Annotated in this window: 20 protein-coding genes; 9 read left to right on the top strand and 11 right to left on the bottom strand. The window is 34.7% G+C overall.

The features are described 5' to 3' along the window. Positions 1-23 precede the first annotated feature (23 nt). From Q0X14_RS02950 to Q0X14_RS02910, 9 genes are all read left to right on the top strand, one after another. Entirely contained in the window at positions 24-2,102 is a 2,079-nt protein-coding gene (locus Q0X14_RS02950) for a hypothetical protein (protein ID WP_297842217.1), read from the top strand. A gap of 10 nt (positions 2,103-2,112) precedes the next feature. Further along, the gene (locus Q0X14_RS02945) at positions 2,113-4,263 is read left to right on the top strand and encodes a T9SS type A sorting domain-containing protein (protein WP_297842214.1); all 2,151 of its coding nucleotides are present in this window, start codon (positions 2,113-2,115) and stop codon (positions 4,261-4,263) included. A gap of 88 nt (positions 4,264-4,351) precedes the next feature. Next, positions 4,352-5,935, top strand: coding sequence for a fibronectin type III domain-containing protein (locus Q0X14_RS02940; protein WP_297842211.1), 1,584 nt, complete (start codon positions 4,352-4,354; stop codon positions 5,933-5,935). Next, positions 5,932-8,739, top strand: coding sequence for a TonB-dependent receptor (locus Q0X14_RS02935; RefSeq protein WP_297842209.1), 2,808 nt, complete (start codon positions 5,932-5,934; stop codon positions 8,737-8,739). The genes Q0X14_RS02940 and Q0X14_RS02935 overlap by 4 nt, the downstream gene beginning before the upstream one ends. A 51-nt stretch (positions 8,740-8,790) precedes the next feature. Further along, positions 8,791-9,774: a PorV/PorQ family protein gene (locus Q0X14_RS02930; RefSeq protein ID WP_297842207.1), complete on the top strand. Its 984-nt coding sequence runs from the start codon at positions 8,791-8,793 to the stop codon at positions 9,772-9,774. Then, complete coding sequence (locus Q0X14_RS02925) at positions 9,771-10,850, top strand: hypothetical protein (protein WP_297842205.1); 1,080 nt, start codon at positions 9,771-9,773, stop codon at positions 10,848-10,850. The genes Q0X14_RS02930 and Q0X14_RS02925 overlap by 4 nt, the downstream gene beginning before the upstream one ends. Then, a complete protein-coding gene (locus tag Q0X14_RS02920) occupies positions 10,847-13,162 on the top strand; it encodes a phospholipase D-like domain-containing protein (protein ID WP_297842202.1) in 2,316 nt (771 codons plus the stop codon). Before Q0X14_RS02925 ends, Q0X14_RS02920 begins: the two co-directional genes overlap by 4 nt. A gap of 78 nt (positions 13,163-13,240) precedes the next feature. After that, a complete protein-coding gene (gene atpD / locus Q0X14_RS02915) occupies positions 13,241-14,653 on the top strand; it encodes a F0F1 ATP synthase subunit beta (RefSeq protein WP_297842199.1) in 1,413 nt (470 codons plus the stop codon). Further along, positions 14,653-15,060 (top strand): F0F1 ATP synthase subunit epsilon, encoded by a 408-nt coding sequence (locus Q0X14_RS02910; RefSeq protein WP_297842196.1) that lies wholly within the window; start codon positions 14,653-14,655, stop codon positions 15,058-15,060. Before atpD ends, Q0X14_RS02910 begins: the two co-directional genes overlap by 1 nt. Positions 15,061-15,081: 21 nt before the next feature. Here Q0X14_RS02910 and Q0X14_RS02905 read toward each other — a convergent pair whose 3' ends face one another. The 11 genes from Q0X14_RS02905 to Q0X14_RS02855 form a co-directional block, all read right to left on the bottom strand. Next, entirely contained in the window at positions 15,082-15,717 is a 636-nt protein-coding gene (locus Q0X14_RS02905) for an LON peptidase substrate-binding domain-containing protein (protein ID WP_297842193.1), read from the bottom strand. Positions 15,718-15,792: 75 nt separating this feature from the next. Continuing rightward, positions 15,793-16,518 carry a superoxide dismutase gene (locus Q0X14_RS02900; RefSeq protein WP_366522788.1) on the bottom strand — a complete coding sequence of 242 codons (726 nt, stop codon included), beginning with the start codon at positions 16,516-16,518 and terminating at the stop codon, positions 15,793-15,795. A gap of 18 nt (positions 16,519-16,536) precedes the next feature. Continuing rightward, entirely contained in the window at positions 16,537-16,887 is a 351-nt protein-coding gene (gene erpA / locus Q0X14_RS02895) for an iron-sulfur cluster insertion protein ErpA (RefSeq protein WP_297842190.1), read from the bottom strand. Between the two features lie 17 nt (positions 16,888-16,904). Further along, complete coding sequence (locus Q0X14_RS02890) at positions 16,905-17,219, bottom strand: hypothetical protein (protein WP_297842189.1); 315 nt, start codon at positions 17,217-17,219, stop codon at positions 16,905-16,907. An 8-nt stretch (positions 17,220-17,227) separates the two neighbouring features. Further along, complete coding sequence (locus Q0X14_RS02885) at positions 17,228-18,400, bottom strand: cysteine desulfurase family protein (RefSeq protein WP_297842187.1); 1,173 nt, start codon at positions 18,398-18,400, stop codon at positions 17,228-17,230. Next, positions 18,397-18,753, bottom strand: a complete 357-nt coding sequence (locus Q0X14_RS02880) for an Rrf2 family transcriptional regulator (RefSeq protein ID WP_297842185.1) — start codon at positions 18,751-18,753, stop codon at positions 18,397-18,399. The genes Q0X14_RS02885 and Q0X14_RS02880 overlap by 4 nt, the downstream gene beginning before the upstream one ends. Positions 18,754-18,873: 120 nt before the next feature. Then, the gene (locus tag Q0X14_RS02875) at positions 18,874-20,367 is read right to left on the bottom strand and encodes an NADH-quinone oxidoreductase subunit N (protein ID WP_297842182.1); all 1,494 of its coding nucleotides are present in this window, start codon (positions 20,365-20,367) and stop codon (positions 18,874-18,876) included. A 23-nt stretch (positions 20,368-20,390) separates the two neighbouring features. Next, positions 20,391-21,995, bottom strand: coding sequence for an NADH-quinone oxidoreductase subunit M (locus tag Q0X14_RS02870; RefSeq protein ID WP_297842180.1), 1,605 nt, complete (start codon positions 21,993-21,995; stop codon positions 20,391-20,393). A 20-nt stretch (positions 21,996-22,015) separates the two neighbouring features. Then, positions 22,016-24,100, bottom strand: a complete 2,085-nt coding sequence (nuoL, locus tag Q0X14_RS02865; RefSeq protein ID WP_297842178.1) for an NADH-quinone oxidoreductase subunit L — start codon at positions 24,098-24,100, stop codon at positions 22,016-22,018. Between the two features lie 5 nt (positions 24,101-24,105). Continuing rightward, positions 24,106-24,417 carry an NADH-quinone oxidoreductase subunit NuoK gene (nuoK, locus tag Q0X14_RS02860; protein ID WP_014560490.1) on the bottom strand — a complete coding sequence of 104 codons (312 nt, stop codon included), beginning with the start codon at positions 24,415-24,417 and terminating at the stop codon, positions 24,106-24,108. Between the two features lies 1 nt (position 24,418). Beyond that, positions 24,419-24,907, bottom strand: coding sequence for an NADH-quinone oxidoreductase subunit J (locus tag Q0X14_RS02855; protein WP_297842174.1), 489 nt, complete (start codon positions 24,905-24,907; stop codon positions 24,419-24,421). Between the last annotated feature and the right edge of the window lie 5 nt (positions 24,908-24,912).

Below are 24,912 nucleotides of genomic sequence, written 5' to 3'. Positions count from 1 at the left end.
TCAAAAAGTTTAATTATTAATTGATGAAAAATTTTCTACGATTCTGTTTCATTCTGTTTTTTACTTCTTATATTGCTGCACAGCAAAATCCTGACAAAATATTTAAATCTTTAGATGATGATAATTCCAAATTCACAAATGTTGGTAACATTGGTCTTACAATAACTAACTTCGGAACTTACGGACATGGTTTTACACTTTGGCCCAGACAACCAAGTTGCGAATATCCTATCGGTTCAGGTATCGAACACATTTTTGATGGAGGACTTTGGATTGGCGCTTTCACTTCAAATGATTCACTTGGAAGTGGAAGACAAGGTCCGTTTGTAACTACTGCTGCAGTTGATGCTGCTTCAGTTTCTGCAAGAGGCGGAGGATTTGAGTTTACCAACAAACCTGGTGACAGAGTAGTTGAACGCTCGGCTTTACTCGATTCAAAAGTTTATAGCCCGCTTGCAATTTCACACCAGGACTTTGTGATGGAATATTCCGATACAAGCACTACTTTATCTGGTGGTGAAATTATTCCTGATCACAATCCCATCGGCGTAGTTGTTCATCACGAATCATATTCCTGGAATCTTTCCTTTGCCAATAACTTTGTTATAATGAATTACTGGATTAAAAATGTATCTGGCAAATATCTAGATAGTGTATTTGTTGGATTATGGACTGATGCAGTTGTCAGAAATACAAATATCACTTCACCAAGAAGTGGGTCAACATTTTTTGATAAAGGTGGGAATGGATACTCGCAAGAATTCAGAGTTGCTTACGAATTTGATGCAACAGGTGATATTGGATTTACTGATAGTTATGTTGGAATGCAATTCTTAGGAGCTTCAGCACCTTATGACTCAGTGAATTTTGTTAGCTGGCAATTCAGAAACACAACTGATCCAAACTTATTTGCCCCTCAAACCGATGTTGAACGGTACAGGAAAATGGAAGGATACTTCGGTGGAAATAATCGCTTTCCATGGCAGGTTTCACCGGCAACATTAAAATCTCCTTCCAACAGATCAGTTCTAATCACCGCAGGTCCTTTCAGAAAAATTTCTCCGGGCGATTCAATCAATGTTGTTTTTGCAATTATCACCGCTAAAAAATTCGGAACCGATCCTGCAGCATTAGATAATGATGAGCAGAAAACAAATTTATTCACCAGTGCCGAATGGGCATTAAGAGCCTACTATGGCGAGGACAGAAACAGAAATGGAGTTCTTGATGTTGGTGAAGATTTAGACGGCGATGGGAAGATAACTCGTTATATTTTGCCGACACCACCTCAAAATCCTAAAGTAAAAGTTGTTCCTGAGAGTCAGAAAGCAACGATTTATTGGGATAAAAGAGCAGAAGTTTCGGTTGATCCAATTACAGGTGAAAAAGATTTTGAGGGATATCGCCTCTACAGAACAATGTCCGGTTTTGATTTAACAGCAAGTCAGGATTTAAATGTTGCTCTTGTTAAAATGGCTGAGTTTGATAGTCTTGGTAATGATGTTGGCTTAAATACAGGATTCTCTTTTGTTGAATTATCTGAACCTATTACTTTTCCTGGCGATACAACGGAGTATTGGTATAAATTTGAAATTCAGAATCTTCTGAATGGATGGCAGTATGTCTTTTCTGTTACAGCTTTTGATAAAGGTGATGTTACATTTAATCTTGAAAGTCTGGAATCAGGAAAATTAGTTAATGCGATAAAAATAATTCCAGGTGTGCTTCCAACTTCAGATGAAAATGTTGAGATTGGTGTTTATCCAAATCCATATTATGCAAATGCTTATTGGGATGGAAATTCTGAGCGGCTTAGAAAAATTTATTTTTATAATTTGCCAGCAGAATGTGAAATCACTATTTATACTTTGGCCGGCGATGTTATAAAAAGAATTAATCATGACCTGTCGAGTAATGGTTCTGATTTAAGATGGTTTCAAACTTTTTCCAAAGATGGAAAACAAATTATGTCTGGCGGTGAACATGCGTGGGATTTAATTACGGATAATGATCAGGCAATTGCAACAGGTTTATATCTCTTCTCAGTTAAAGACCTGAGCAATGGAAACATTAAAACAGGAAAATTTTTAATCGTTAAATAAAGGTGACATTATGAAAACAAAATTATTATTCATTCTGATTCTGGTTTCGGGTTCTCTGATCTTTGCCCAGAATTATCCGAACATCAGTATTCGAGATATACAATTTCTTCCGAATGATTCATTATCTGCAGGCAGAGATGGTTCTTTGCATGTTGGAGATACTGTGCAGGTTACCGGTGTTGTAATGGTTTCACCGGTTGTTGATCCAACTTTCGACAGAAGACCGATTATGTGGGCAGGTTCGAGATGGCAGACTTATCTGCGAGATACAAATTTCACTTTTACCGAATGGGCAGGATTAAATATTATACAAAATGATACTAGTGCTGCTGCTCAGGGAACTTTGATGGATCTTCTGGATACTGCTCAGGTAGTAACGATAACTGGTGTGGTAGCGGAATTTGGCCAACAAACGCAATTAAATGTTCTTACTAATCCTTTAACACCGATTCAGTTTCATGGTGTTAAACCAAGCAGAGGCGAACCTCTTGAAATTACAATTGCAGATTTGAATACAGGAACACCTCCTGTAGGAAATTTATTGACCGGCGAAAAATATGAAGGAATGTATGTGATAATAAGAAATGTTATCACATCTGACAGAAACACATCTACCGGTACTTTTGCAATTAATGACGGACAGGGAAATCAGATATTCATTCATGATCAATCGGGCTATTTTACAAGAAGAAATCATCAACTTAGAACTTTTGATCCTCCGATTGATGGAACAACTATTCAATATATCAGAGGAGTTGTAGGTCATTTCAATAATCCTTCAAGATATGTCCTTCGCCCAATGTACCCTGATGATTTGTTGATTGGTCAATCACCTCCATCAATAACAAATATCAGAAGAAATATTGATTTGGTTGGACCAAATGATGCTGTAACCATCACAGCAACAATTACTGATATTGATCAAGGTGGAGATGTTACAGAAGCAAAAGTCAGATACAGAATTAATGGTGGAAATTTAAGCGAGCTTAATATGGTCGAAGGCTTAAATAATCTTTGGTCTGCAACAATTCCGGCAGTGGGATTGGATTCAGCATTAGTAGATTTTTATGTCTGGGCAAAAGATAACGATGGAATGATTTCAATAAATCCTGCTGATACAGTAAGAAACAAATATTTCTATTTAGTTCTTAACAGACCTGTTACCATTTATGATGTTCAATACAGTCCTTTTGGAAGCGGCTTCAGCGCTTATAATAATTACAGAGTAACAGTCTCAGGTGTTGTAACAGCAGATACTTCTGATTTACAGGGAGACGGAAATCAGGTTAGCCGAAGAGTTTATATGCAGGATGGAGTTGGTCCGTGGCGTGGAATCTGGATTGGTGGTCTTGCTGCTGATCCGTTGCAAAGAGGACAAAATGTAACTGTTAGCGGTTTAATCAGAGAAAGTAACAGCAATACATTTATCGATAGTATTACATCTGTTGTTGTAAATTCAACCAGCAATCCTTTACCGGATTTCGTTACTGTTTCCACTGCTGACATTGGAACATTGCCAAATGGAACTATTTCCGCTGAACAGTATGAGGGTGTCTTGATAAAATATCTTAATGTAACAGTAACAGATGATAATGCAGATGGAAATCCAGGTCCAAATGGTGGCGGAAACAGCAACTTTGGTGAAATACTCGTTGCAGATAATTCCGGAATTAATACCAGAGTTGAACTTCAGGAAGGAAATCACGAATATCATAATCTTTGGGTTGCAGGGTTAGATACAGTTCCAGGAAATATACGTGTATTGCAGAACAGTACATTTGAAGAATTAAGAGGTATTCTTTTCTACTCATTTGGAAATTATAAATTGGTTCCAAGAAAATCTGATGACTTTGTTGGATATGTATCCGATGTTAATGATAATGCAATAATGTCTGTTAACCAATATAAATTAGAACAGAACTATCCTAATCCATTTAATCCGATTACTACTATTCAATACAATATTCCGAAGGAAGGTTTTGTCCAGATTAAAGTATTTAATATACTCGGACAGGAAGTAATGACTCTTGTTAATATGAATCAGGTACCCGGAAATTATAAAGTTATATTCGATGCTTCTTCTTTATCATCAGGTGTTTATTTGTATCAAATTAATGTGAATGATTTTCAGCTGACTAAGAAAATGATTCTGATGAAATAAGAGTATTTAATGAAATTGTCAGTCTGCGTTGAATTTTTACAAGGACTGACAATTTCTAAATTATTTTTTTGAAGCTTAAAAGATGTAAATGAAAAAAACTTTACTAACTATTATAATTCTTCTTCAATCAGTCCTTCTGATTTCTTGTTACGATGAACTGATTGATGCACCGGTTGGAAATAAACCTCCAGATACTTTTATCTCCGTTTTTACTGACAGTACTATAACAAAACAACCGAGCAGTGTTAAGTTATATTGGTGGGGAGATGATTCTGATGGTTTGATAATTGGTTATTTCATTTCTATTGACGGTATAAACTGGACATTCACATCAAAAAATGATTCACTTATTTCATTTACTCTTTTAGGTTCTGATACAACATATCTTTTCAGAGTTGCTGCAGTTGATAATTCTGGCAATGGTATTTATGATAATCAATTAGTTTCGGGCAATATCAATTTCGGACCGGAACCTTTCACCGATCTCAACAATAATGGAAAATGGGATAATAATGAGCCGTTTATTGATTGTGGAGCAATTGACTCAGAACCTGCAACATTACTTCTGCCGCTTAAGAATTCGGCTCCAATAATCAAATTTCTTGTTGATAAAAATGATAATACGATTTTAATTCCCGATACAACTTTTCCTGTTGCTTCTTTTGGTTGGACAATAACTGATCTTGATGGAGATAACACAATCAGTAAAGTTTTCATTGCATTGAATGATACATCGCAGAAAATTCAATTGCCGGCATCAACACGATTTGTAACTATTAAAGTTGAACCTCCTTATAACTCGGATATCGTAGATTGTGATGTTTATCTCGGAACTTCTATCACAACTCCATATCACACAAAATTGCCGGGCTTAAAATTAAATGACCTGAATAAATTCTATGTCTATTGTGAAGATATTGCAGGCAGCGTAAGTCAGTTATTATCAATGCCATCAGAAAACAGCAGTCTAATTTGGTATGTTAAAAAACCAGCCGGAGATATTCTTATAATTGATGATTATGCCACCAACGATAATGCTGCTTCATTTTACTATCAGATTGCAGATAGTCTTAATTTATCATCTAGAGTTGATGTTTGGGATATCAAACTTGGTAAAACATCTACAACTCCAGCTAAACTTTTACCAAAATTTATTTCACCACAGTTCACTGAAACCTTAAAACTTTTCAAAGCTGTTTATTGGTACACTGATAATGATCCGACACTTGAACCAGCACAAATTTCTGTAAGAGAATATATCATCAGTGGTGGAAAAATATTTTTCTCAATGATATTTCCTCAGCAATTTGATCCAAGAGGATTAAGTGACTTTTTACCTGTTGATAGTTTAAGTCCTGCTCCGATTAGTTTTATTCCGAGGAATACTTTAATCAATCCTGCAGATGATGGAATCACCCTAAACTATCCATTACTTTCGATTGATGACAGCACGGTTCCTGTTGCACGCATTAGAACTTATTATCCAAATCCTTTTGCTGCAAAAACTCTTTACAAGTTAGCTTTAAGTGGTGAACCGATAATCGGATTCAAAACATCTGATTCTAAATTAATTTATATGGGGATTCCTCTGCATCGTGCTAATGGAAATCCGTTTAATATTAAAAATTTATTCGATAAAGTATTTTTTGAAGAATTCGGACTTCAAAGATGATTAAACATATTACATTTTTAATATTACTTGTATCATTAACAGTCTATCCGCAAGGCACAGGCAGTATTTCCGGAACAATTAAAGATAAAGCTAATGGTGAACCGCTACCTGGTGTTAATGTAGTTTTGAAAGGAACTTATTACGGTGCAGCGACTGATATAAACGGAAAATATACTATCCAATCAATCAATCCCGGAACATATATAGTTGAAGTTTCTTTAATTGGATATAAAACAGTTCAGTTTACAGGTGTGCAGATTGCAGCAGGTCAGAATAAAAAAATTGATGTTGAACTTGAGGAAACAGTCTTAACACTTGGTCAGGATGTAGTAGTTGTTGGAGAAAAACCTTTACTTGATGTTGAAGAAACTCAGAGCAAAAAGACTATTTCAAAAGAAGATATTGAAATTGCTATTATTGAGAATATTACTGATTTGGTTAGTCAACAAGCTGGTGTTATCAAATCCGACAATGCAATTCATATTCGTGGTGGCAGGTCTTATGAAAATGCATTTTTACTCGATGGAGTTTCAGTTCAGGATCCATTAGCAGGAACTGGTTTTGGTTTACAACTTTCTTCAAGTGCTTTGGAAGAAGTTGAAGTAATAACCGGTGGATATAATGCTGAATTTGGTCAGGCAACTTCTGGTGTTGTGAATGTCAGAACAAGAGAGGGTGGTAATAAATATCATGGTTATCTTTCTTATAAGCGAGATAATTTTGGCAATAAATCATCTTATCATGTTTTCAATATTGACATCACTGAGGCAAATCTTAGTGGACCTGAACCAATCACAACATACATACTTCCGGCAATTGGAGTTAATATTCCGGGTGAGTTAACTTTTTTCGGAAATTTTTATGCTGGCTTTAGTGATGGAATAACCCAGGGTTACTTTAAAGGTAAAGCAAAGCAACTTTATTCATCTACATTTTACGGTACTCGCTTTGCACCTCGCTCTGAAAACAGTTGGTTCTGGATGGGAAAACTGACTTATAAATATTCACCTACATTAAAGTTTAATTATTCCTTTAATCAGTCGGTTAATATTAATCAGAATTCTCAATCGCTTCAATCAAATCTTGAATATGTAGAGCCAAGTCCGGGTTATCAATACGAGTTTCAATACATTCTGGATAATGCAAATACTTTTACACATAATAATAAGTATCATACATTTACAATCACGCATACCTTAAATACAAAAACATTTTATGAGTTAAAGTTCAGTAATTACTATACAAATCTTCGTGCCGATGCAAATGGCAAGATGTGGTATGAATATCAGGAACCAAAAGATATCACGAACTTTCCAATAGAATATTACAACATTGATCGGGATACAATTGGTGTTATTCCCGGTGATGGATTCTGGGATTTGGGTAATCCATTTACCTGGCGTGATCACTTTCTTCAGGAGTTTTCTGTTCGTGGTGATTTAACAAGTTTCTTCGATGAAAAAAATAAATTTAAAGCCGGTTTTAGTATGCAATTTCAGGAAATGCAGGTTATTGATATATACAAACCCTGGATTGGTGAACTTGGTTTGAATAACGATTTATACAAAGTTTATCCCGCACTTGGTTCTCTTTATGCTCAGGATAATATTAATTTCAGCGGAATGATTTTGAATTTTGGTTTGCGTTTCGATTATTGGTTTCCCGGAAAATATGTTGACGATGCAGTTGAAAATCCTGAAGTTGTTACCATTCCGGATGAAACACGAGATAGGTACAGATCTAATTCATTTAAGTGGTTTGGTAACAGAAGATTTAAAGCAAGATTAAGTCCGAGACTTGGAATTTCACATCCGGTATCAGATAATCAAACATTATTCTTTTCTTATGGACACTTCAGTAAATGGCCTAAACCACAATTTGTTTATGCGAAATTAAGTCCTGCAAACGCAAAATCATCTTTCCAGAGATTTGGAAATCCAAACCTAAATCCTGAAACCACTGTAGCTTATGAACTTGGTTTGCGAACTCAATTTACAAATGACGATGTGCTTACAATTACAGCTTATTACAAAGATATATTTGATTATGTAAGCACAAGAACTGCACAGATTTCTTCAGCACGATTTGCAACTCAGCGATTCATCACTTATGTAAATACTGATTATGCTCGTTCCAGAGGTATTGAATTTGAATTCAAAAAGAGAATAGGCAAATGGTTCAACGGAAACGCTCAGTTTGCATATTCTATTGTAACCGGAAAAAGCTCAAGTGCAGACGAAGGTGTTCTGGTTTTAACTGGTGATTTAGATGAATCTATTAAAGAAGAATATGTTAGCTGGGATAGACCTATCAACGCTTCTATCTCAACAAGTTTTTATGTTGAAAAGGGAAGTCCACTCTTTGGATTTCTTCCGGGAATACTTGATGATTACAATATCTATTTAAGATTCTTCTATCAATCAGGCAAAAGATATACACCTGCAGTTTTCACTGGTGCATATCAAACTGATGGCAGACCTATTTATGAATTTGTGAGAAGAGAAAGAAATTCAAAGCTGGGAGATGATTGGTTCTGGATAGATTTAAACTTCGAAAAATATTTTGTTATCGATAACCTGAAATTTTCATTCTTCATAGAAGTGAATAATATTCTTGACCAGAAAAATTCTGCAATCATTAATCCTGTTACCGGAAAAGCTTATGAATACGGTGATCCGGTACCTTCAAGCTGGAATGATCCGAAATATCCGGATTTGCAGGCACCGATTAATCCGTATCCATTTAATCCGGCAAGATATTTAACAAGAAGAAATGTAAAGTTTGGAGTTAGTTTCAGGTTTTAAAAAACAAATTATTTAAATGATTAAAAAATCCCATAAGGGATAAAAGAGAATATGAGATTTAAGTATTACATCATAACTTTAATTTTGATTTTATTATGTAAGGATATCAATGCACAATTATTTCCAGTGCTTGGAGGTCAGCGTGCGGGCATTTCAACAGCTCAGTTTCTTAAAATAGGAGTTGGAGGAAGAGCATCTGCATTGGGTGATGCATTCGTTGCTATTGCTAATGATGCATCAGCTTTGTATTGGAATCCGGCTGGTTTAACTCAGTTTAACCAAAACCAGGTTTTCTTCTCACATAATAAATGGGTTGTTGATATAAATCATGATTTTCTTGGTGCAGTCTATCATCTTGATGAAACCAATTCTTTCGGTATTGCTCTCACTGCTTTAACAATGCAGGATATGCCAGTAACTACTGAGTTTGCACCATTCGGAACTGGTGAATATTTTGGTTTCAGTGATATTGCAGTTGCAGTTTCATACTCAAGAAAGATGACAGACAAATTCAGTTTTGGCGGAACTGTACGATATATTGAAGAAACTCTCGACAAACTTAAAATGCGTGGTGTAATGATTGACCTAGGTACATATTATTGGACCGGACTTGGATCAACCAGATTTGCAGTAGCTGTTACCAACTTCGGAAGTAATTTAGCTCCTGACGGCAAAGTTGTATTAGTCGGAAAAAGGGAAGTTTCATCCTGGCAGGATTTTGCACCACCAACAGTATTCAGAATAGGTTTTGCATTTGAACCTTATGAAGATGAACAACATAAAGTTACAACATCATTTCAGCTGAATCATCCAAACGACAACAGTGAAAATCTTTCCACCGGAGTTGAGTATGTATGGAACAACATGCTTTTCATTCGTGCGGGTTATAAGTTTAATGTAGATGAACAGAATTATTCTTTCGGTGCAGGAATAAATGTACCACTCGATATTGCAAACTTTACTCTTGATTACGCATTCTCAAATTTCTCAAGACTTGGATCAGCACATAGATTTTCAATTTTATTAGGCTTATGAAAATAACTTTAATTAAAATACTTCGAACTATTTCTCTGGTTTCTCTGATTTTATTCTTTCTCAGTTGTGAAGATAAATTCGAATTACCAACTACTTCCGGACCTGGAAATATTGCTGGTGACACAGTTTATGTTCAATTAAATCCTCCTTGGGAAGGTTTTAACAATCCGCAGGACATTTACATCGGTAATGAACCATTTATTTATGTTGCCGATACTGATAATGATAGAATTGTAATGATGAATCTTGCAGGAACCATCCTTGGAACAAGAACAATAAAAAAACCAGTTGCAATTGCTCAGGATTATCAACTTAATCTGATTGTTTGTTCAGAGTTCGACACACTTGGCAGTACATTCGGAGCGGTTTACAAAATAAATTTGGTTGCTGCAAATCATAATTTATCAGAAGCTCCGATTACAAGATTATTACCAAGACCAAATGTTCCTTCTGATTTGAAAACAGGAATTCGATACACTGGTATTGCAGTCTTTTATGATAATTCATTTTATGTTGCGCGAACCGGACCAAATAATTCAAGCATCTTCGATCCGGATAATTCAATATTGATTTTTCAGAAAAAATTATTGGATGATGGATCAAAGAAAGATACATTGATAGGCAGATTACCATCAATCGAACCAGTTGGAACAGGACTATTAACTGCATTTAATATCAGTTCATTAGCTTCATTCAAAAAAAGAAATACAGATTTTGTGATGACGCTTACTGGAAATTCCACATTCAAAACTCAATGGCTATATTTTAATTTCGCATCTGAAACACCTGGTTATGAAAGTAAACTTAGTCCTGGCACAAATCAGATGATGAGTGTAAATAAATTTTCCCGACCAGAAGGTGTTACAGTTGATAACTCAGGAAATATTTATGTTGCAGATGCTGGCCGTGATAGTGTTTACAAATTCAATTCTTTCGGAGATGAACTCCAATCCTTTGGAGGTCCTCAATTATTTAATCAACCTTATGCAGTAGCACACTTTGATAAAACATTGTATGTTGTTGATAAGGGTAATAACAGAATATTAAGATTCATATTATCAACGGATTTAAGATGAAAAAACTATTTTTATTTCTCGCTGTTCTTACATTCAATTTTTCATTCCCACAAACAGTCGTTCCAATCGCTGACTTAAAAATGAACGATCCGAATGGAGTTCCTCTAGATACTGGTCAGGTATTCACAGTAACAGGAATTGTAACATCTGCAAATCAGTTCGGTACAAATGGTCCTGGCTCAATTCAGGATGCAACTGCCGGACTTTCAATATTCGGGAGTGGTTTTGCAGGTCAGGTTCAAATTGGAGATTCAGTAACTGTTACATCAACATTAACACATTTTAACGGATTGACGCAATTCGATTTCCGAAGAGCGGGCTCAGTTTTGGTTAAACATTCCTCCAATCATTACTTTGATACAACCATTGTTACGATAAGTGATATAGCATCTCAACAATGGAATGGGTTTGAAGAATTTGAAAGCAGACTGATAAGAATAAATAATGTCACAATTCAAGCTACAGGAAATTTTGCAAGTGCAACCAACTATAATATCACCGATGCTACCGGAACATTATCAGCAGGACTAAGAATAGATAATGATGTTACATCAATAATTGGTCAACCTATTCCACAAACTTCTGTTGATTTGGTTGGAATTCTCGGTCAGTTCAAAACTAGTGCGCCTTACAATACAGGTTATCAGTTGCTTCCGCGTTTTCTGAGTGATATTATCTATGATAACTCACCTCTTATTCTTAATCCGGTTATCGCAAGCAATATTACTCCTGAAGGATTTACAGTTTACTTCAACACCGCACGAAATGGTAACAGTCAGGTGAAATATGGCTTGACACCATCTCTTGAACTTGACTCAGTTGTAATAAATAATGATACGACTGTTCATATTGTACCAGTATCTGGCTTGCAGGAAGGCACTTTATATTATTTCCGGGCTTATTCAACTAACAGTGCCGGAACAAGTTTCAGTTCATTGCAAACAGTTACTACCGCATCAGCAAATCCTCAAACAGGAACAATCAATGTTTATTTTAACTTTTCTGTTGATACAACAGTAGCTATGACAGGAAATGCAGCAAAAGGAAATGTTAACTTCGCTCAGAAACTTATTGAAAGAATAAATGCTGCTACATATTCAATTGATATGGCTCTATATAGTTTTTCAGATTTACCTGATGTTGCTAATGCTATAATTGCAGCAAAAAACAGAGGTGTTAAAGTTCGTGTTGTTTATGAAAATCGTACAACTCAAAACAGTATGCAGGCACTTATTGATGCTGGTATTCCGGTTATTAAAAGAACCTCAGGACTTAATGGAATTATGCATAATAAATTTTTTGTCTTTGATGCAAGAGATACAATTGCAGTTAACGATTGGTTATGGACCGGAAGCTGGAATGTTACATTGACTGAGAGTAATTGGGAAAATAATGTTGTTGAAATCAATGATCCTACAATTACACAAGCTTACAAAATTGAATTTGAAGAAATGTGGGGAAGCACAGGAGATTCTCCAAATCCATCAAATGCAAAATTCGGTTTTCAGAAATCAGATAACACACCTCACATATTTAACATCGGTGGCAGAGAAGTTAAAGTTTACTTCAGTCCTTCCGATGGTGTAATGGGTAAAATTGTAAATACCATTAACACTGCTAATAAAGATATTTACTTTGCTTTATATGCATTTACCCGTTCAGATATAGCTACAGCAATGAATAATCGTTTCAACGCTGGTGTTACTGATATTCGCGGTCTGATTGACCAGGTTAGTACTTCAGGTAGCCAATATTCTTATTTGAACACTTTTGCAGAAATGTTTGGAAATCAAGGGGCAACAATGCATCATAAATATGGATTAGTTGATGCAACTCAGACATATAGCAATCCTTATGTAATAACAGGTTCGGCTAACTGGTCAAATTCGGCATCAAATGATAACGATGAGAATATTTTAATCATTGATGATATTTTCATCGCTAATCAGTATATGCAGGAATTCAAGCGAAGATATAACGAAGATGGCGGGACAAATACATTTATTATTCCAATAATCATCAGTAATGATGATAAATCGTTTGAGATAGATGACTTTAAACTTTACCAAAATTATCCAAATCCATTCAATCCAACCACAACTATTAGATTTGAAGTAGCTAAAGCACAAAATCTTAAGCTCGTAGTTTATGACCTTCTTGGTAGGGAAGTAAAAGTTCTTTTCGATCAATTTGCACCGGTCGGTTTGGTCACAGTGGATTTTAAGGCGGATGATTTATCAAGTGGACTTTATATTTATCGGCTAATTGGTGAAAATGTTAATTTTTCAAGAAAAATGATGTTGCTTAAGTAGTAACTATGTCTAAATTATTTGTATTAAAGAGCTTACATTTTTAATTTTGTAACTCAAAATTCAATAAGAAAGGTTAAAATGAGTCAGTTAAAAGGTAAAATTATTCAGATTATCGGTCCCGTTGTTGATATTGAATTTGAAGGCGGGCAGTTACCATTGATATATAATGCAATCAGAATTCCAAGAACATCTGTTGAAGGCGTTCAAGAAGATTTAATAGTTGAAGTTCAACAGCATCTGGGAGAAGATAGAGTTAGAGCAGTTGCTATGGATTCAACTGATGGACTTGTAAGAGGTATGGAAGCATTTGATACAGGAAAACCAATTTCAGTTCCTGTCGGTCCTAATACACTCGGAAGGCTTATCAATGTTGTTGGAAATCCAATAGATGGACTTGGCGAAATAAAATCTGATAAAAGATATTCAATCCACAGACCTGCACCTGAATTCAAAAATCTTTCGACAAAAACTGAAATGTTTGAAACCGGTATTAAAGTTATTGACCTTATCGAGCCTTACTCAAAAGGTGGTAAAACCGGATTGTTTGGTGGTGCTGGTGTTGGTAAAACAGTTATCATTCAGGAACTTATTCACAACATCGCTCAGGAACACGGAGGTTATTCTGTTTTTGCAGGAGTTGGAGAAAGAACCAGAGAAGGAAACGACTTGTGGTTAGAAATGAAAGAATCTGGTGTTCTATCAAAGACTTCTTTGGTATTTGGACAGATGAATGAACCTCCAGGAGCGAGATTAAGAGTTGCGCTTACCGGATTAACAATTGCAGAATATTTCAGGGATGAAGAGGGAAGAGACGTTCTTCTCTTTATTGATAACATTTTCCGTTTCACTCAGGCAGGTTCAGAAGTTAGTGCGCTCTTAGGAAGAATGCCTTCTGCGGTTGGTTATCAACCAAACCTTGCGACTGAAATGGGTGCTTTACAGGAAAGAATTACTTCAACGGATAAAGGTTCCATCACATCCGTTCAGGCAATTTATGTTCCTGCAGACGATTTAACTGATCCGGCTCCTGCAGCAGCTTTTGCTCACCTTGATGCTACAACCGTATTAAGCCGACAGATTTCTGAATTGGGTATTTATCCTGCTGTTGATCCATTGGATTCAACTTCAAGGATTCTTGAACCTGGAATTATCGGACAGGAACATTATAATGTAGCCAAAACTTGTAAAGAGATCTTACAGCATTATAAGGATTTACAGGATATAATTAACATATTGGGTATGGATGAATTATCCGATGAAGACAAAATTGTTGTAAGACGAGCCAGAAGAATTCAGAGATTCTTTTCTCAACCATTTCATGTTGCAGAACAGTTTACTGGTTATAAAGGTCGTTATGTAAAACTTGAAGATACAATAAGAAGCTTCAAAGCTATTATTGATGGAAAGTACGATGATTATCCTGAACAGGCATTTATGTATTGTGGCTCAATTGAAGATGTTGAAGAAAAAGCTAAAAGGATGGCAAGTTAATGTCTGAGCTTTTTCTCGAAATAATATCTCCTGCAAAGCAAGTATTCTCTGGTCAGATTAAATCTATCACCGTTCCAGGAACAAAAGGTAGATTTCAGGTTTTGAAAAATCACGCCCCGATAATCTCTACATTTGAGATTGGAATGATTAAAGTCGAATTGAACGATAAACCAAAATATTTCGCTACTGCTGGAGGGACAATCGAAGTATTGGATAACAAAGTTCTCGTATTAGCTGATTCTATAGAGTCTTCTGATGAGATTGATTTGGATAGAGCACTCAGAGCGAAAGAGCGTGCCGAGAAAAGATTATTTGAAAAGTCTCATGAGATTGATGTTGAAAGAGCACAAGCAGCTTTAGCAAGAGCTCTGAACAGAATTAAAGTGAAAGAAAATTACGGTGATTAATAAAAAAGGATAGCATTTAAGCTATCCTTTTTTTTCATTTAAATACCCATCCGACATAATCAATTTTTTTAATGTCATTTCATCTGAATATTTTTTCTCAAGAAACTCCAAATGTTCAATCAAATATTTTAATCTTTCATTTTCGCTTTGCTTAATCAGTAATTCTTGTTGTTGCTCTAAAGTTAGTCCTGCCTTTTCGGCAATTTTAAAAGATTTATTTTTACTTTCAGAAAGATTAGTCCAAAATTCTTCGGGCAATTCATAATTTATCCTTTTCAGAAGCCCTTCAAATAATATCATCAGTTGAATTACCAAATCATTGTTTACATTTTCCGGTTTATCATTATGAGGTTCAACTTCTGCAACCAGATAGCCAACAGGGTGAACTGTTACACCATTTATCAAGTATCGATGAAAACCTTCTACCACAATATCAGATTCACCGTTATGATATTTCTTTAAAACTTTGACAATTTTAACATAGGTACAAACATCTGAAATCTTATTTTCAAACTTTGCAACGATTCCAAAACCGGTATCTCTTTCTAAAGACTCGGTGACAAGAGTTTTATATCTTGGTTCAAAAATATGAAGTGGATATTGAGAACCCGGAAAGATAACCAATTGAAGGGGAAACAGAGGTATTATTTTAGACATAAAATTTTAACAGTAATAACAGAAAAACCGGAATAGAGAATTCTACTCCGGTTTATTCATGAATCGGATTAGTTATTATTTAGCTTTTGAGAACAACTCAGCAACTTTATCCCAGTTAACAACATTCCACCAATTTTCAATGTATTCTGGTCTTCTGTTTTGATATTTCAGGTAATATGCGTGCTCCCAAACATCAAGACCAAGAATCGGACTACCTTTAACATCTGCAACATCCATCAAAGGATTGTCCTGATTTGGTGTTGAGGTAACTACCAATTTGTTATCTGAAACTACTAACCAGGCCCAACCAGAACCAAATCTTCCGGCAGCGGCATCAGAAAATTTCTTTTTGAAATCATCAAAAGTTCCAAATTGAGCATTGATAGCATCTGCCAATGCGCCTGATGGATTTCCACCACCATTTGGTTTCATCAATGTCCAGAATAATGAATGATTCCAATGTCCACCACCATTATTCCTTACTGCTACAGGCAGCTTTGAAACTGAAGCAAACATCTCTTCGAGAGACATCTTCTCCATATCAGTTCCTTCAATAGCTTTGTTAAGGTTATTGATATATGCCTGATGATGTTTTGTGTGATGAATTTCCATCGTCATCTTATCAATGTATGGTTCTAATGCATCATAAGAATAAGGCAATGGAGGCAATTCAAATTTTCCCATAATATTTCTCCTTTCAATTAAGTTATTATTTAATGATTCAATTTTCTTTGTAAAAGGTTCTATAACATTAACTGCAGATAACGCAGCCAAAGTTGTAATAAAATTTCTTCTTTTCATTTTACTTCCTTTTTTTTATTAAACACCAAAAGATTCACCACAACCACAAGTCTTTTTTGCATTCGGATTATTGAAAACGAAACCTTTGCCATTTAAACCATCAGAGAAATCAAGTTCAGTCCCGGATAAATAAAACAAACTTTTTCCGTCAACAAAAAGCTTAATACCATTAGATTCAATTATTGTGTCGCTTTCTTTTTGTTCACCATCAAATCCGAGTGTATAAGTTAAACCAGAGCAACCACCACCTTTAACTCCAACTCGCAATCCAAATGTTTCCGGAATTTTATTTTCATCCATTATGCGCTTGATTTCTTTTGCAGCTTTTTCAGTTACTTTGATTTCCTGTTCAATTTGAATATTTGTCATAATATTTCTCCTTTGTTTTAATAACTAAACGGATCACCGGGTTTAGAAGTTTCAAATTCAGGATAATTTACTTTCCAGCTTTGAGAGCTTGTCTCAACGAAAATCCCTTCCTTTTTTAGAAACTCTGCTATCTGCTTAGCCAGAGTTTCTGATTCAGAGTATGAAAGTTTTATATTTCTTTTTTCAAAAAAACTTTTAATACCGAATTGTAAATCTCTGAAGAAAAAGTTGGAATTATGAAACACTGGAAATTTCGCTCTTAAAAATTCAAGCAAAACATTTATTTCATTTATTAATTCGCTGTAAAGTTTATTAACATCATTTTTCGCCATAAATGTCCTTAAATTGTTGATTGTAAATTTCTTTTTAATTTAAGATTTGTTATTGCCTCAATAAATTTTTCTGAAGCATAATCAATTTCTTCAATCGTATTAAAACGACCCAGACCAATTCTGATACAACACTTTGCATCCTCATCGCTTAATCCGATTGCTTTTAATATTCTGCTCGGTTTACCGGTTTCTGATGAACAGGTAGCTCCCGAAGAGAACGCAATATTCCGAATACTCGAAATTAAAGAATCTGCTTTAATTCCTTTGATTAAAAGATTAAGATTCCCAGGTAACCGATTTTCTTTATCTCCGTTTAGTATAACATTATCAAGTGCAGATAAAAGATTTTTATAAAGTCTGTCTCTTAAACTTTTTGTATGATTAAAATCTTTTTCAAAATCGCAATGGCAAATCTCTGCAGCTTTGCCAAAACCTACAATTCCTGGAACATTTAAAGTGCCTGCTCTGATTCCTTTTTCCTGACCACCACCAAAAATTAATGGAGTAATTTTCTGTTCAAGTCCTTTTCTGATGAATAGTCCTCCGATGCCTTTTGGACCATAAATTTTATGCGAAGAGAAAGAAAGAAAATCAATGTTCATTTCATTAACATCAATTTTAATTTTTCCAAAAGCTTGAGTAGCATCAGAATGGAATAAAATATTATTTGCTCTGCATACTTTTCCAATTTCTGAAATATTATTTATAGTTCCGATTTCATTATTAGCGGCAATAATGCTGACAAGAATAGTTTCAGGTCTGATTGCTTCAATTATCTGCTCAGGATGAATAAAACCTTTACTGTCACACTTCAAAAAAGTAATGTCAAAACCCTTTTTCTGAAGTTGAAGCAAAGATTCGTAAGATGCACTATGTTCAACATAAGACGAAATAATATGATTACCAATTGAAGAAAGTTTATCTGCAATACCAAAATGAATTAAATTTATTGATTCCGTAGCACCACTTGTAAAGTAAATTTCATTTTTATTTGCATTGATTAAATTAGCAATTTGCTCTCGGGCTAAATCAACTGCAGCATTAGTTACATAACCAAAAGTATGTTTACTCGAAGGATTTCCAAACTTTTCAGAGAAATAGGGAAGCATTGATTCCAATACTCTTGGATCAACAGGAGTTGTAGCATTGTTATCTAAATAAATAGGCAACTTAAAATTCATATCAAATCACTTAGTTTCGTTTCAATAAATATTTTATCAATTTTTTTTTGAACTTCTGCAAGCGGATCTTTTATTTTGCAACAGTTGAAATAAGAACAACTATCTTCCTCAAACCCATTTCTCATGCATTCTGTAATCTCGTAAGCGGGTTCAATCGCTTTAATTATTTCTGCAAGAGTAATATTTTCTGCTGGTTTGTTTAATGAATAACCGCCTTTCACTCCCTGATAAGAATGAATTAATTTATTTTTAGCGAGGATTTGCAAGACCTTAGCTACTAATTCATAGGACAATTTATAGCTATTAGCAATTTCTCTTGCTGTAACATATTTGCCATTTTCATTCAAAGCCATATATCTGGCTGACATTAGAGCGTATTCTGTTTTCTTTGATAGCTTAAGCATAAAATAAGACTAAATTTGTCGGATTTAACTTAATAATAAGTTTTGGCAAATTCAAGTGAAGTATAATTTCTATAAACCTAAGATTTGAATTGATAATTTGGCAAAATCAACTATTGGAGTAAAATAGACTCCAAACAGGATAACCGGGATTACCAGTAAAAGGATTGTAATGAAACTTAGTGGTTTAAGTTCGATATGAACTGATTTATTAATATCTCTTACCAAATACATATTCTTCAAAACACGAATATAGTAATACAATGAAACGACTGTATTAAGTAAAGCTATAATCGCAACAACAATCATCTTGGCGTCAACAAGAGCAACAAAGAGATATAACTTTGCTATAAAGCCAGCTGTTGGAGGAAGTCCGGTTAAAGAAACAAGAAATATTGCTAATACTGTCCCAAGAAATGGAATTGAATATCCAAGACCTTTGTAGTCATCAATATTTTCTGAGCCAATTTTGTTAGCAATGAGCATTACTATCAGAAATGCTCCAAGGTTCATAAACATATAAATTGCGAAGTATATAAGAACTGCGGTGATACCCTGATCGGAAAGTACAGCAACACCAAGCAAAATATATCCGGCATGAGCAATGCTGCTGTATGCTAACATTCTTTTAAGATTATCCTGCCAGAGAGCAGTAAAGTTACCAAGAGTCATAGTGACTATCGCAATTAGAACCAATACTGCCTGCCAATCAAAATAAGATAAAAGATTCCAATATCCACCTTGCGAAATTCCCGAAAAGAAAACTGATTTTATGAATCTGATTAAAACTGCAAAACCTGCGGCTTTACTGGCAACCGAAAGATATGCAGTAATTGTTATTGGTGCACCTTCATAAACATCAGGAGTCCAGAAATGGAAGGGTACAACTGAAATTTTGAATCCAAATCCTGCCAGAATCATGAACATAGAAAGGATGAAAGTAATATCAATTGTTGTTGCACCACGAAGTATTGTGTTTATTTCATTAAGATTGGTTGTCCCGGTTAATCCATAAAGCAAAGAAATTCCGAATAACATAATTCCAGATGAAACCGAACCATAGATAACATATTTCAATGATGCTTCACTGTTTCTGATGGAATTTTTTACAAACCCTGATAAAACATAAGATGAAAGTGAAAGCAATTCCATTGAAAGATAAATAAGTATCAGATCATTTGATGAAACAAGGAAAAACATTCCTATCATCATTCCAACAAGCAGGGAATAATATTCTCCGTGTCTTTCTCTGCAGGATTTTATTTCACTTGAAAAAATTGAAAACAAAACGATGAAGAATGAGGTAACTAAAATAATACCTTTGAAATAGGTTGAAAGATTATCAATTGATAATAAATTATTTTTTGTGCTGTATTCAAAAGCAGGAAGATTTGTTCCGAATTGCATTACAACAAAAATAAAAGTAATAAGTATTCCTGCTAAGCTTAATACAGGAAGCCAAGATTGTGACTTTTTGAAAATAAGGTCAAATAAAACTACTACAATCAGAGTAGTTGTTAAAACAATTTCAGGATAGATTAAAAATAAATCTGATGTAAAATTCATAATATCCAATTTTAATCTCTCAATTAAAGTGATCCTAATGTTTGATAAAATGCCTGAGCTTTCTCAATGAACTCAACCATTGTATTTACTGATGTATTCATTAAGCTAAGCATTGGTCCGGGATATACACCAAGGAAAATTATTATCAGTGAAAGTGGAACTAACATTGCAAATTCCCTGAAGTCCATATCTTTTAGGTTAGCCCATTTTTCATTCAAAGGACCAAGGAATACTCTTTGTAATGTCCAAAGCATATAGCCAGCACCTAATAAAATTCCAAGTGTAGAAACAACTGCCAGCACTCTTGTAATATCATTTCCAAATCCACCAAGGAATACCAATGCTTCGGAAATGAACCCACTTAAACCTGGTAATCCAATAGCAGCGAAGAAAGCAACTGTAACAAATCCGGTGTAAACAGGCATTTGCTTTCCCAAACCACCAAATGAATCGAGGTCACGGATATGTGCACGATCATAAATAACTCCAACTATCAAGAAGAGCATTGCAGTTATAGTTCCGTGATTGAACATTTGTAATATCGCTCCTGAAATTCCCATTGTATTTAATGCAGCCATTCCAAGCATTACATAACCCATATGAGAAACTGACGAATAAGCAATAAGTTTTTTGAAATCCTTCTGAGCCATTGCGCAGAATGCACCATAGATAATATTAATCATTCCGAACAGAGCTATATACCAAACTAACTGTTTAGTAATTTCAGGAAATATTGGATACGAGATTCTGAGAATTCCATAAGTACCCATTTTCAAAAGCACACCAGCAAGTATAACGCTGATTGCTGTTGGCGCTTCAACATGTGCATCAGGAAGCCAGGTGTGGAATGGAAACATTGGGATTTTAATTGCGAAACCGATAAACAATCCAATGTAAGCTATAAATCTCAAGTTGTTTGGATTAAGTGGAGATAGAATTCCGCCAACTGTGTAGTTAGCAGGATTCATCATTTCAAGCATATTGAAAGTGAATACTCTTGTTCCATCTGCAAGAGTTTCCATAGAGCTGAAATACAAACCAATCATCACAAGAAGAATGAGAACACTTCCAAGCAAAGTATAAAGGAAAAACTTAATTGCAGCATATTCTCTTCTCGGACCACCCCAGATTCCAATGAGGAAATACATTGGAAGCAACATTAATTCCCAGAATACATAGAAAAGGAAGAAATCAAGTGCAACAAATACTCCCATCATTCCGGTATCGAGTAGCAAGAACATTGCAAAATAACCTTTTAACGATTTATCAATTGTCCACGAGGAAATTGAAGCGATAAAAGTTACAATTGCAGTCAGTAATACCATTGGCATACTTAGACCATCGACACCAAGGAAATAATCAATTTTAATTTTACCAATCCAGGAGAAACCAGTAATTTCAATCCATCTGAACTTTTCAATGAACTGAAATGATTTTATATCATTGATTCCTCCAAGAGAATAATTGTAGTTCATTAGTAAAATTATTGCAAGAACCACCTGAACAGCAGTTATTACAATTGTAAGACTTTTAATTGCCAATTCCTGCTTTTTAGGAATCAGCAGAACTACAATCATACCCAGAATGGGTAAAAAAGTGATTAGCGAAAGTATAGGAAAATTTGTCATCTCAATTCCTGATTTTCTTTTTATCTAAATATGAATAATAAAATAACTATTGAGAAAATTACCAATACGATATAAGTCTGTACTTTTCCCGTTTGAATTCTTCTGAATATTAAACCGAAAAATCCACTCAAGTATGCTGTAAGATTAACAAGTCCATCAATTACAATCTTATCAAAATTTCCAATGAAGAAAGACAAAGATTTTGTTATTGATGCAGCTCCGTTAACTATTCCATCAATTATTTTCAGATCGAACCAACCAAGAGCTTTGCTGAGTAAAATCGTTCCACTTACAAAGGTTTTATCATACAATTCATCAAAGTACCATTTGTTAAGCGAAAAAGTATAAAGAGGTTTAATCTTTTCAGTAAGTGAATCAACATTAACTTTCTTCCAATGATAAAAAATAAATGCTAATAAGATTCCGCTTATTGCAACAAATAGTGAAATGAACATTGCAGGATAGTGAGCGTGATGCATTGCTTCGGAATACATCGTTGAGTAGATAACATGTTCAGGAATGTCTTTAAATGATTCACTATCAGGTTTCATAAAATCGAATCTTGTTTCAACAGGTGTATGCAGTACAGGTTTCTCAATCCATTTTGAAAGAACCCAACCCTGATCAGCATTGAGTGGATTTGGTGTATACCAGATAAAAATTGATAATGTTGCGAGAACAACCAAAGGCATAACCATTACAAACGGAGATTCGTGTGCGTGTTCAAACTTGTGATGATCTCTTGGTTCACCGTGAAATGTAATGATAATCAGTCTGAACATATAAAATGCTGTAAGCAAAGCGACCAGAAATCCGGTAATAGGGAAGAGCCAATGTCCGGTCAAATTTGCAAAAGCAAGTGAGCTGGCAAGTATTCCATCTTTACTTAAAAATCCGGAAGTTAATGGAATTCCTGCAATTGCAAGTGATGATATTACAAATGTCCAGTAAGTCAACGGCATTTTCTTTCTCAGTCCACCCATATATCTGATATCCTGTTCGTGATGCATAGCGTGAATAACAGAACCAGAACCAAGAAATAATGCAGCTTTGAAAAATGCGTGAGTAACTAAATGAAAGAAAGCAAACTGATAAGCACCAACTCCAAGTGCCATTATCATATATCCGAGCTGAGAGATGGTTGAGTAAGCCAAAACTTTTTTAATATCATTTTGTGTTAAGGCAATTGTTGCAGGAATGAAAGAAGAAATCATTCCGATTACTGCAATAAACATCATTGCATCTGCTGTGAGCAATCCAAATATTCTTATAACAAGATAAACACCTGCAGCAACCATTGTTGCAGCGTGGATTAAAGCACTTACAGGAGTTGGACCTTCCATTGCATCGGGTAACCAGACATGTAGCGGAAACTGAGCGGACTTACCGATTGCTCCACAGAATAAAAGTATTCCTGTAACACTTAACCAGAATGTGCTGTTGAATGGAAGAACACCTGAAGAAATTGAATTAAATATTTCATCGAATGAAAATGTTCTGTAAGTAAAGAAAAGAATCAGAATACCAGCGAACATTCCAATATCGCCAACACGATTCACTATGAAAGCTTTTTTACCTGCATCGGAAGCAGATTTCTTTTCAAACCAGAATCCGATTAAAAGATAAGAAGATAAACCAACAAGCTCCCAGAAAATGTACATCATCAGAATGTTATGGGTGAGTACAATTCCGTTCATTGAAAAAGTAAAAATTCCAAGATAGGCAAAGTATCTGTTGTATCGTTCATCTCCCTTCATATATGCAATTGAGTAAAGATGAACAAGCATACTAATCAGTGCAACTACAAATAACATCATCGCAGTGATGTTATCAATCATAATTCCAAGTTTTATGGAAATATCACCAAACAAAGGTGTGTTTGCGAAACTAAACCACTCAACTTCAGATACTATTTTGCTATCGGGAAAGTTGGTGAGTTTATTATAAAGTATAAAAACTGATGCAATAAAAGTCAGAATGAGAATTAGATTCTCAAACAAATAAATTGATTTAACTTTCTTTCCAAGTAAAAGTGTTACAACAAATCCAAGCAATGGAAGAAACAAAACATAAAGAGAAGTATTTATTAAAAACTGACTATCCATATTTTCTATTCTTTTAAGTTATCAACTTCGTCCACATTAACTGTGGAAAGATTTTTATAAATGTTTAGAACAATTGCTAATGCTATCGCGGCTTCGGCTGCTGCCAGAACAATAACAAATAAAGCAATCAATTGACCATTGAAACCAAAATTTCCGAACCTTGAGAATGCAATGAAATTAATATTAGCTGAATTTAAAACCAGTTCAACTCCCATCAGAACCATCACAGCATTTTTTCTTGTGATGATTGCATAAATCCCCATCGAAAATAACAGTGTGCTTATAATTAAAAAGTGTGTTAATCCAACTGTAACCATTTTATCTTCTCGCAATTGATGCTGCACCAATAAGTGCAATTAAAAGAATTATTCCGAGTAATTCGAAAACAAGTACATATTCATTCATAAGCAAAGAGCCAAGAATTCCCGTTGTAGGAAATGGTTCCTGAACAGTTGTAACTTTCCAGGGAGCATAAATAACAGCAGCTAACAATGCACCTGAAAACAATCCGACTCCAATTGTGGCAGAGAAAATATTTATTGTACCTGTTTTAATTTCAACATTTGTAATTTTATTGGTAAGCATTACTCCAAATAGAAGCAATATAAGTATTCCACCTACATAAACAATCAATTGAACAATTGCCACGAAGTCAGCTCCAAGCAAAACATAAATTCCTGCTACTCCGAAAAAAGTAAATAATAAATAAAATGCTGAATGAACAATGTTTTTATTAGTTACAACAAAGAAAGCTGAAATTAGTGTTAATGCTCCGAATAAATAAAATATTAAGTCGTAAATATTCATTTCAA

Source organism: Ignavibacterium sp., from assembly GCF_025998815.1.
Taxonomy (GTDB): Bacteria; Bacteroidota; Ignavibacteria; order Ignavibacteriales; family Ignavibacteriaceae; genus Ignavibacterium.
Note: the sequence above shows the minus strand (reverse complement) of the source record. Positions and strands in the feature narration are given on the sequence as shown.

What these genes read in the sequence shown, in the direction of transcription:
- Q0X14_RS02950 (WP_297842217.1), top strand. Translation starts at nt 24, where the DNA reads ATGAAAAATTTTCTACGATTCTGTTTCATTCTGTTTTTTACTTCTTAT.
- Q0X14_RS02945 (WP_297842214.1), top strand. Translation starts at nt 2,113, where the DNA reads ATGAAAACAAAATTATTATTCATTCTGATTCTGGTTTCGGGTTCTCTG.
- Q0X14_RS02940 (WP_297842211.1), top strand. Translation starts at nt 4,352, where the DNA reads ATGAAAAAAACTTTACTAACTATTATAATTCTTCTTCAATCAGTCCTT.
- Q0X14_RS02935 (WP_297842209.1), top strand. Translation starts at nt 5,932, where the DNA reads ATGATTAAACATATTACATTTTTAATATTACTTGTATCATTAACAGTC.
- Q0X14_RS02930 (WP_297842207.1), top strand. Translation starts at nt 8,791, where the DNA reads ATGAGATTTAAGTATTACATCATAACTTTAATTTTGATTTTATTATGT.
- Q0X14_RS02925 (WP_297842205.1), top strand. Translation starts at nt 9,771, where the DNA reads ATGAAAATAACTTTAATTAAAATACTTCGAACTATTTCTCTGGTTTCT.
- Q0X14_RS02920 (WP_297842202.1), top strand. Translation starts at nt 10,847, where the DNA reads ATGAAAAAACTATTTTTATTTCTCGCTGTTCTTACATTCAATTTTTCA.
- atpD (WP_297842199.1), top strand. Translation starts at nt 13,241, where the DNA reads ATGAGTCAGTTAAAAGGTAAAATTATTCAGATTATCGGTCCCGTTGTT.
- Q0X14_RS02910 (WP_297842196.1), top strand. Translation starts at nt 14,653, where the DNA reads ATGTCTGAGCTTTTTCTCGAAATAATATCTCCTGCAAAGCAAGTATTC.
- Q0X14_RS02905 (WP_297842193.1), bottom strand. Translation starts at nt 15,717, where the DNA reads ATGTCTAAAATAATACCTCTGTTTCCCCTTCAATTGGTTATCTTTCCG.
- Q0X14_RS02900 (WP_366522788.1), bottom strand. Translation starts at nt 16,518, where the DNA reads ATGAAAAGAAGAAATTTTATTACAACTTTGGCTGCGTTATCTGCAGTT.
- erpA (WP_297842190.1), bottom strand. Translation starts at nt 16,887, where the DNA reads ATGACAAATATTCAAATTGAACAGGAAATCAAAGTAACTGAAAAAGCT.
- Q0X14_RS02890 (WP_297842189.1), bottom strand. Translation starts at nt 17,219, where the DNA reads ATGGCGAAAAATGATGTTAATAAACTTTACAGCGAATTAATAAATGAA.
- Q0X14_RS02885 (WP_297842187.1), bottom strand. Translation starts at nt 18,400, where the DNA reads ATGAATTTTAAGTTGCCTATTTATTTAGATAACAATGCTACAACTCCT.
- Q0X14_RS02880 (WP_297842185.1), bottom strand. Translation starts at nt 18,753, where the DNA reads ATGGCTTTGAATGAAAATGGCAAATATGTTACAGCAAGAGAAATTGCT.
- Q0X14_RS02875 (WP_297842182.1), bottom strand. Translation starts at nt 20,367, where the DNA reads ATGAATTTTACATCAGATTTATTTTTAATCTATCCTGAAATTGTTTTA.
- Q0X14_RS02870 (WP_297842180.1), bottom strand. Translation starts at nt 21,995, where the DNA reads ATGACAAATTTTCCTATACTTTCGCTAATCACTTTTTTACCCATTCTG.
- nuoL (WP_297842178.1), bottom strand. Translation starts at nt 24,100, where the DNA reads ATGGATAGTCAGTTTTTAATAAATACTTCTCTTTATGTTTTGTTTCTT.
- nuoK (WP_014560490.1), bottom strand. Translation starts at nt 24,417, where the DNA reads ATGGTTACAGTTGGATTAACACACTTTTTAATTATAAGCACACTGTTA.
- Q0X14_RS02855 (WP_297842174.1), bottom strand. Translation starts at nt 24,907, where the DNA reads ATGAATATTTACGACTTAATATTTTATTTATTCGGAGCATTAACACTA.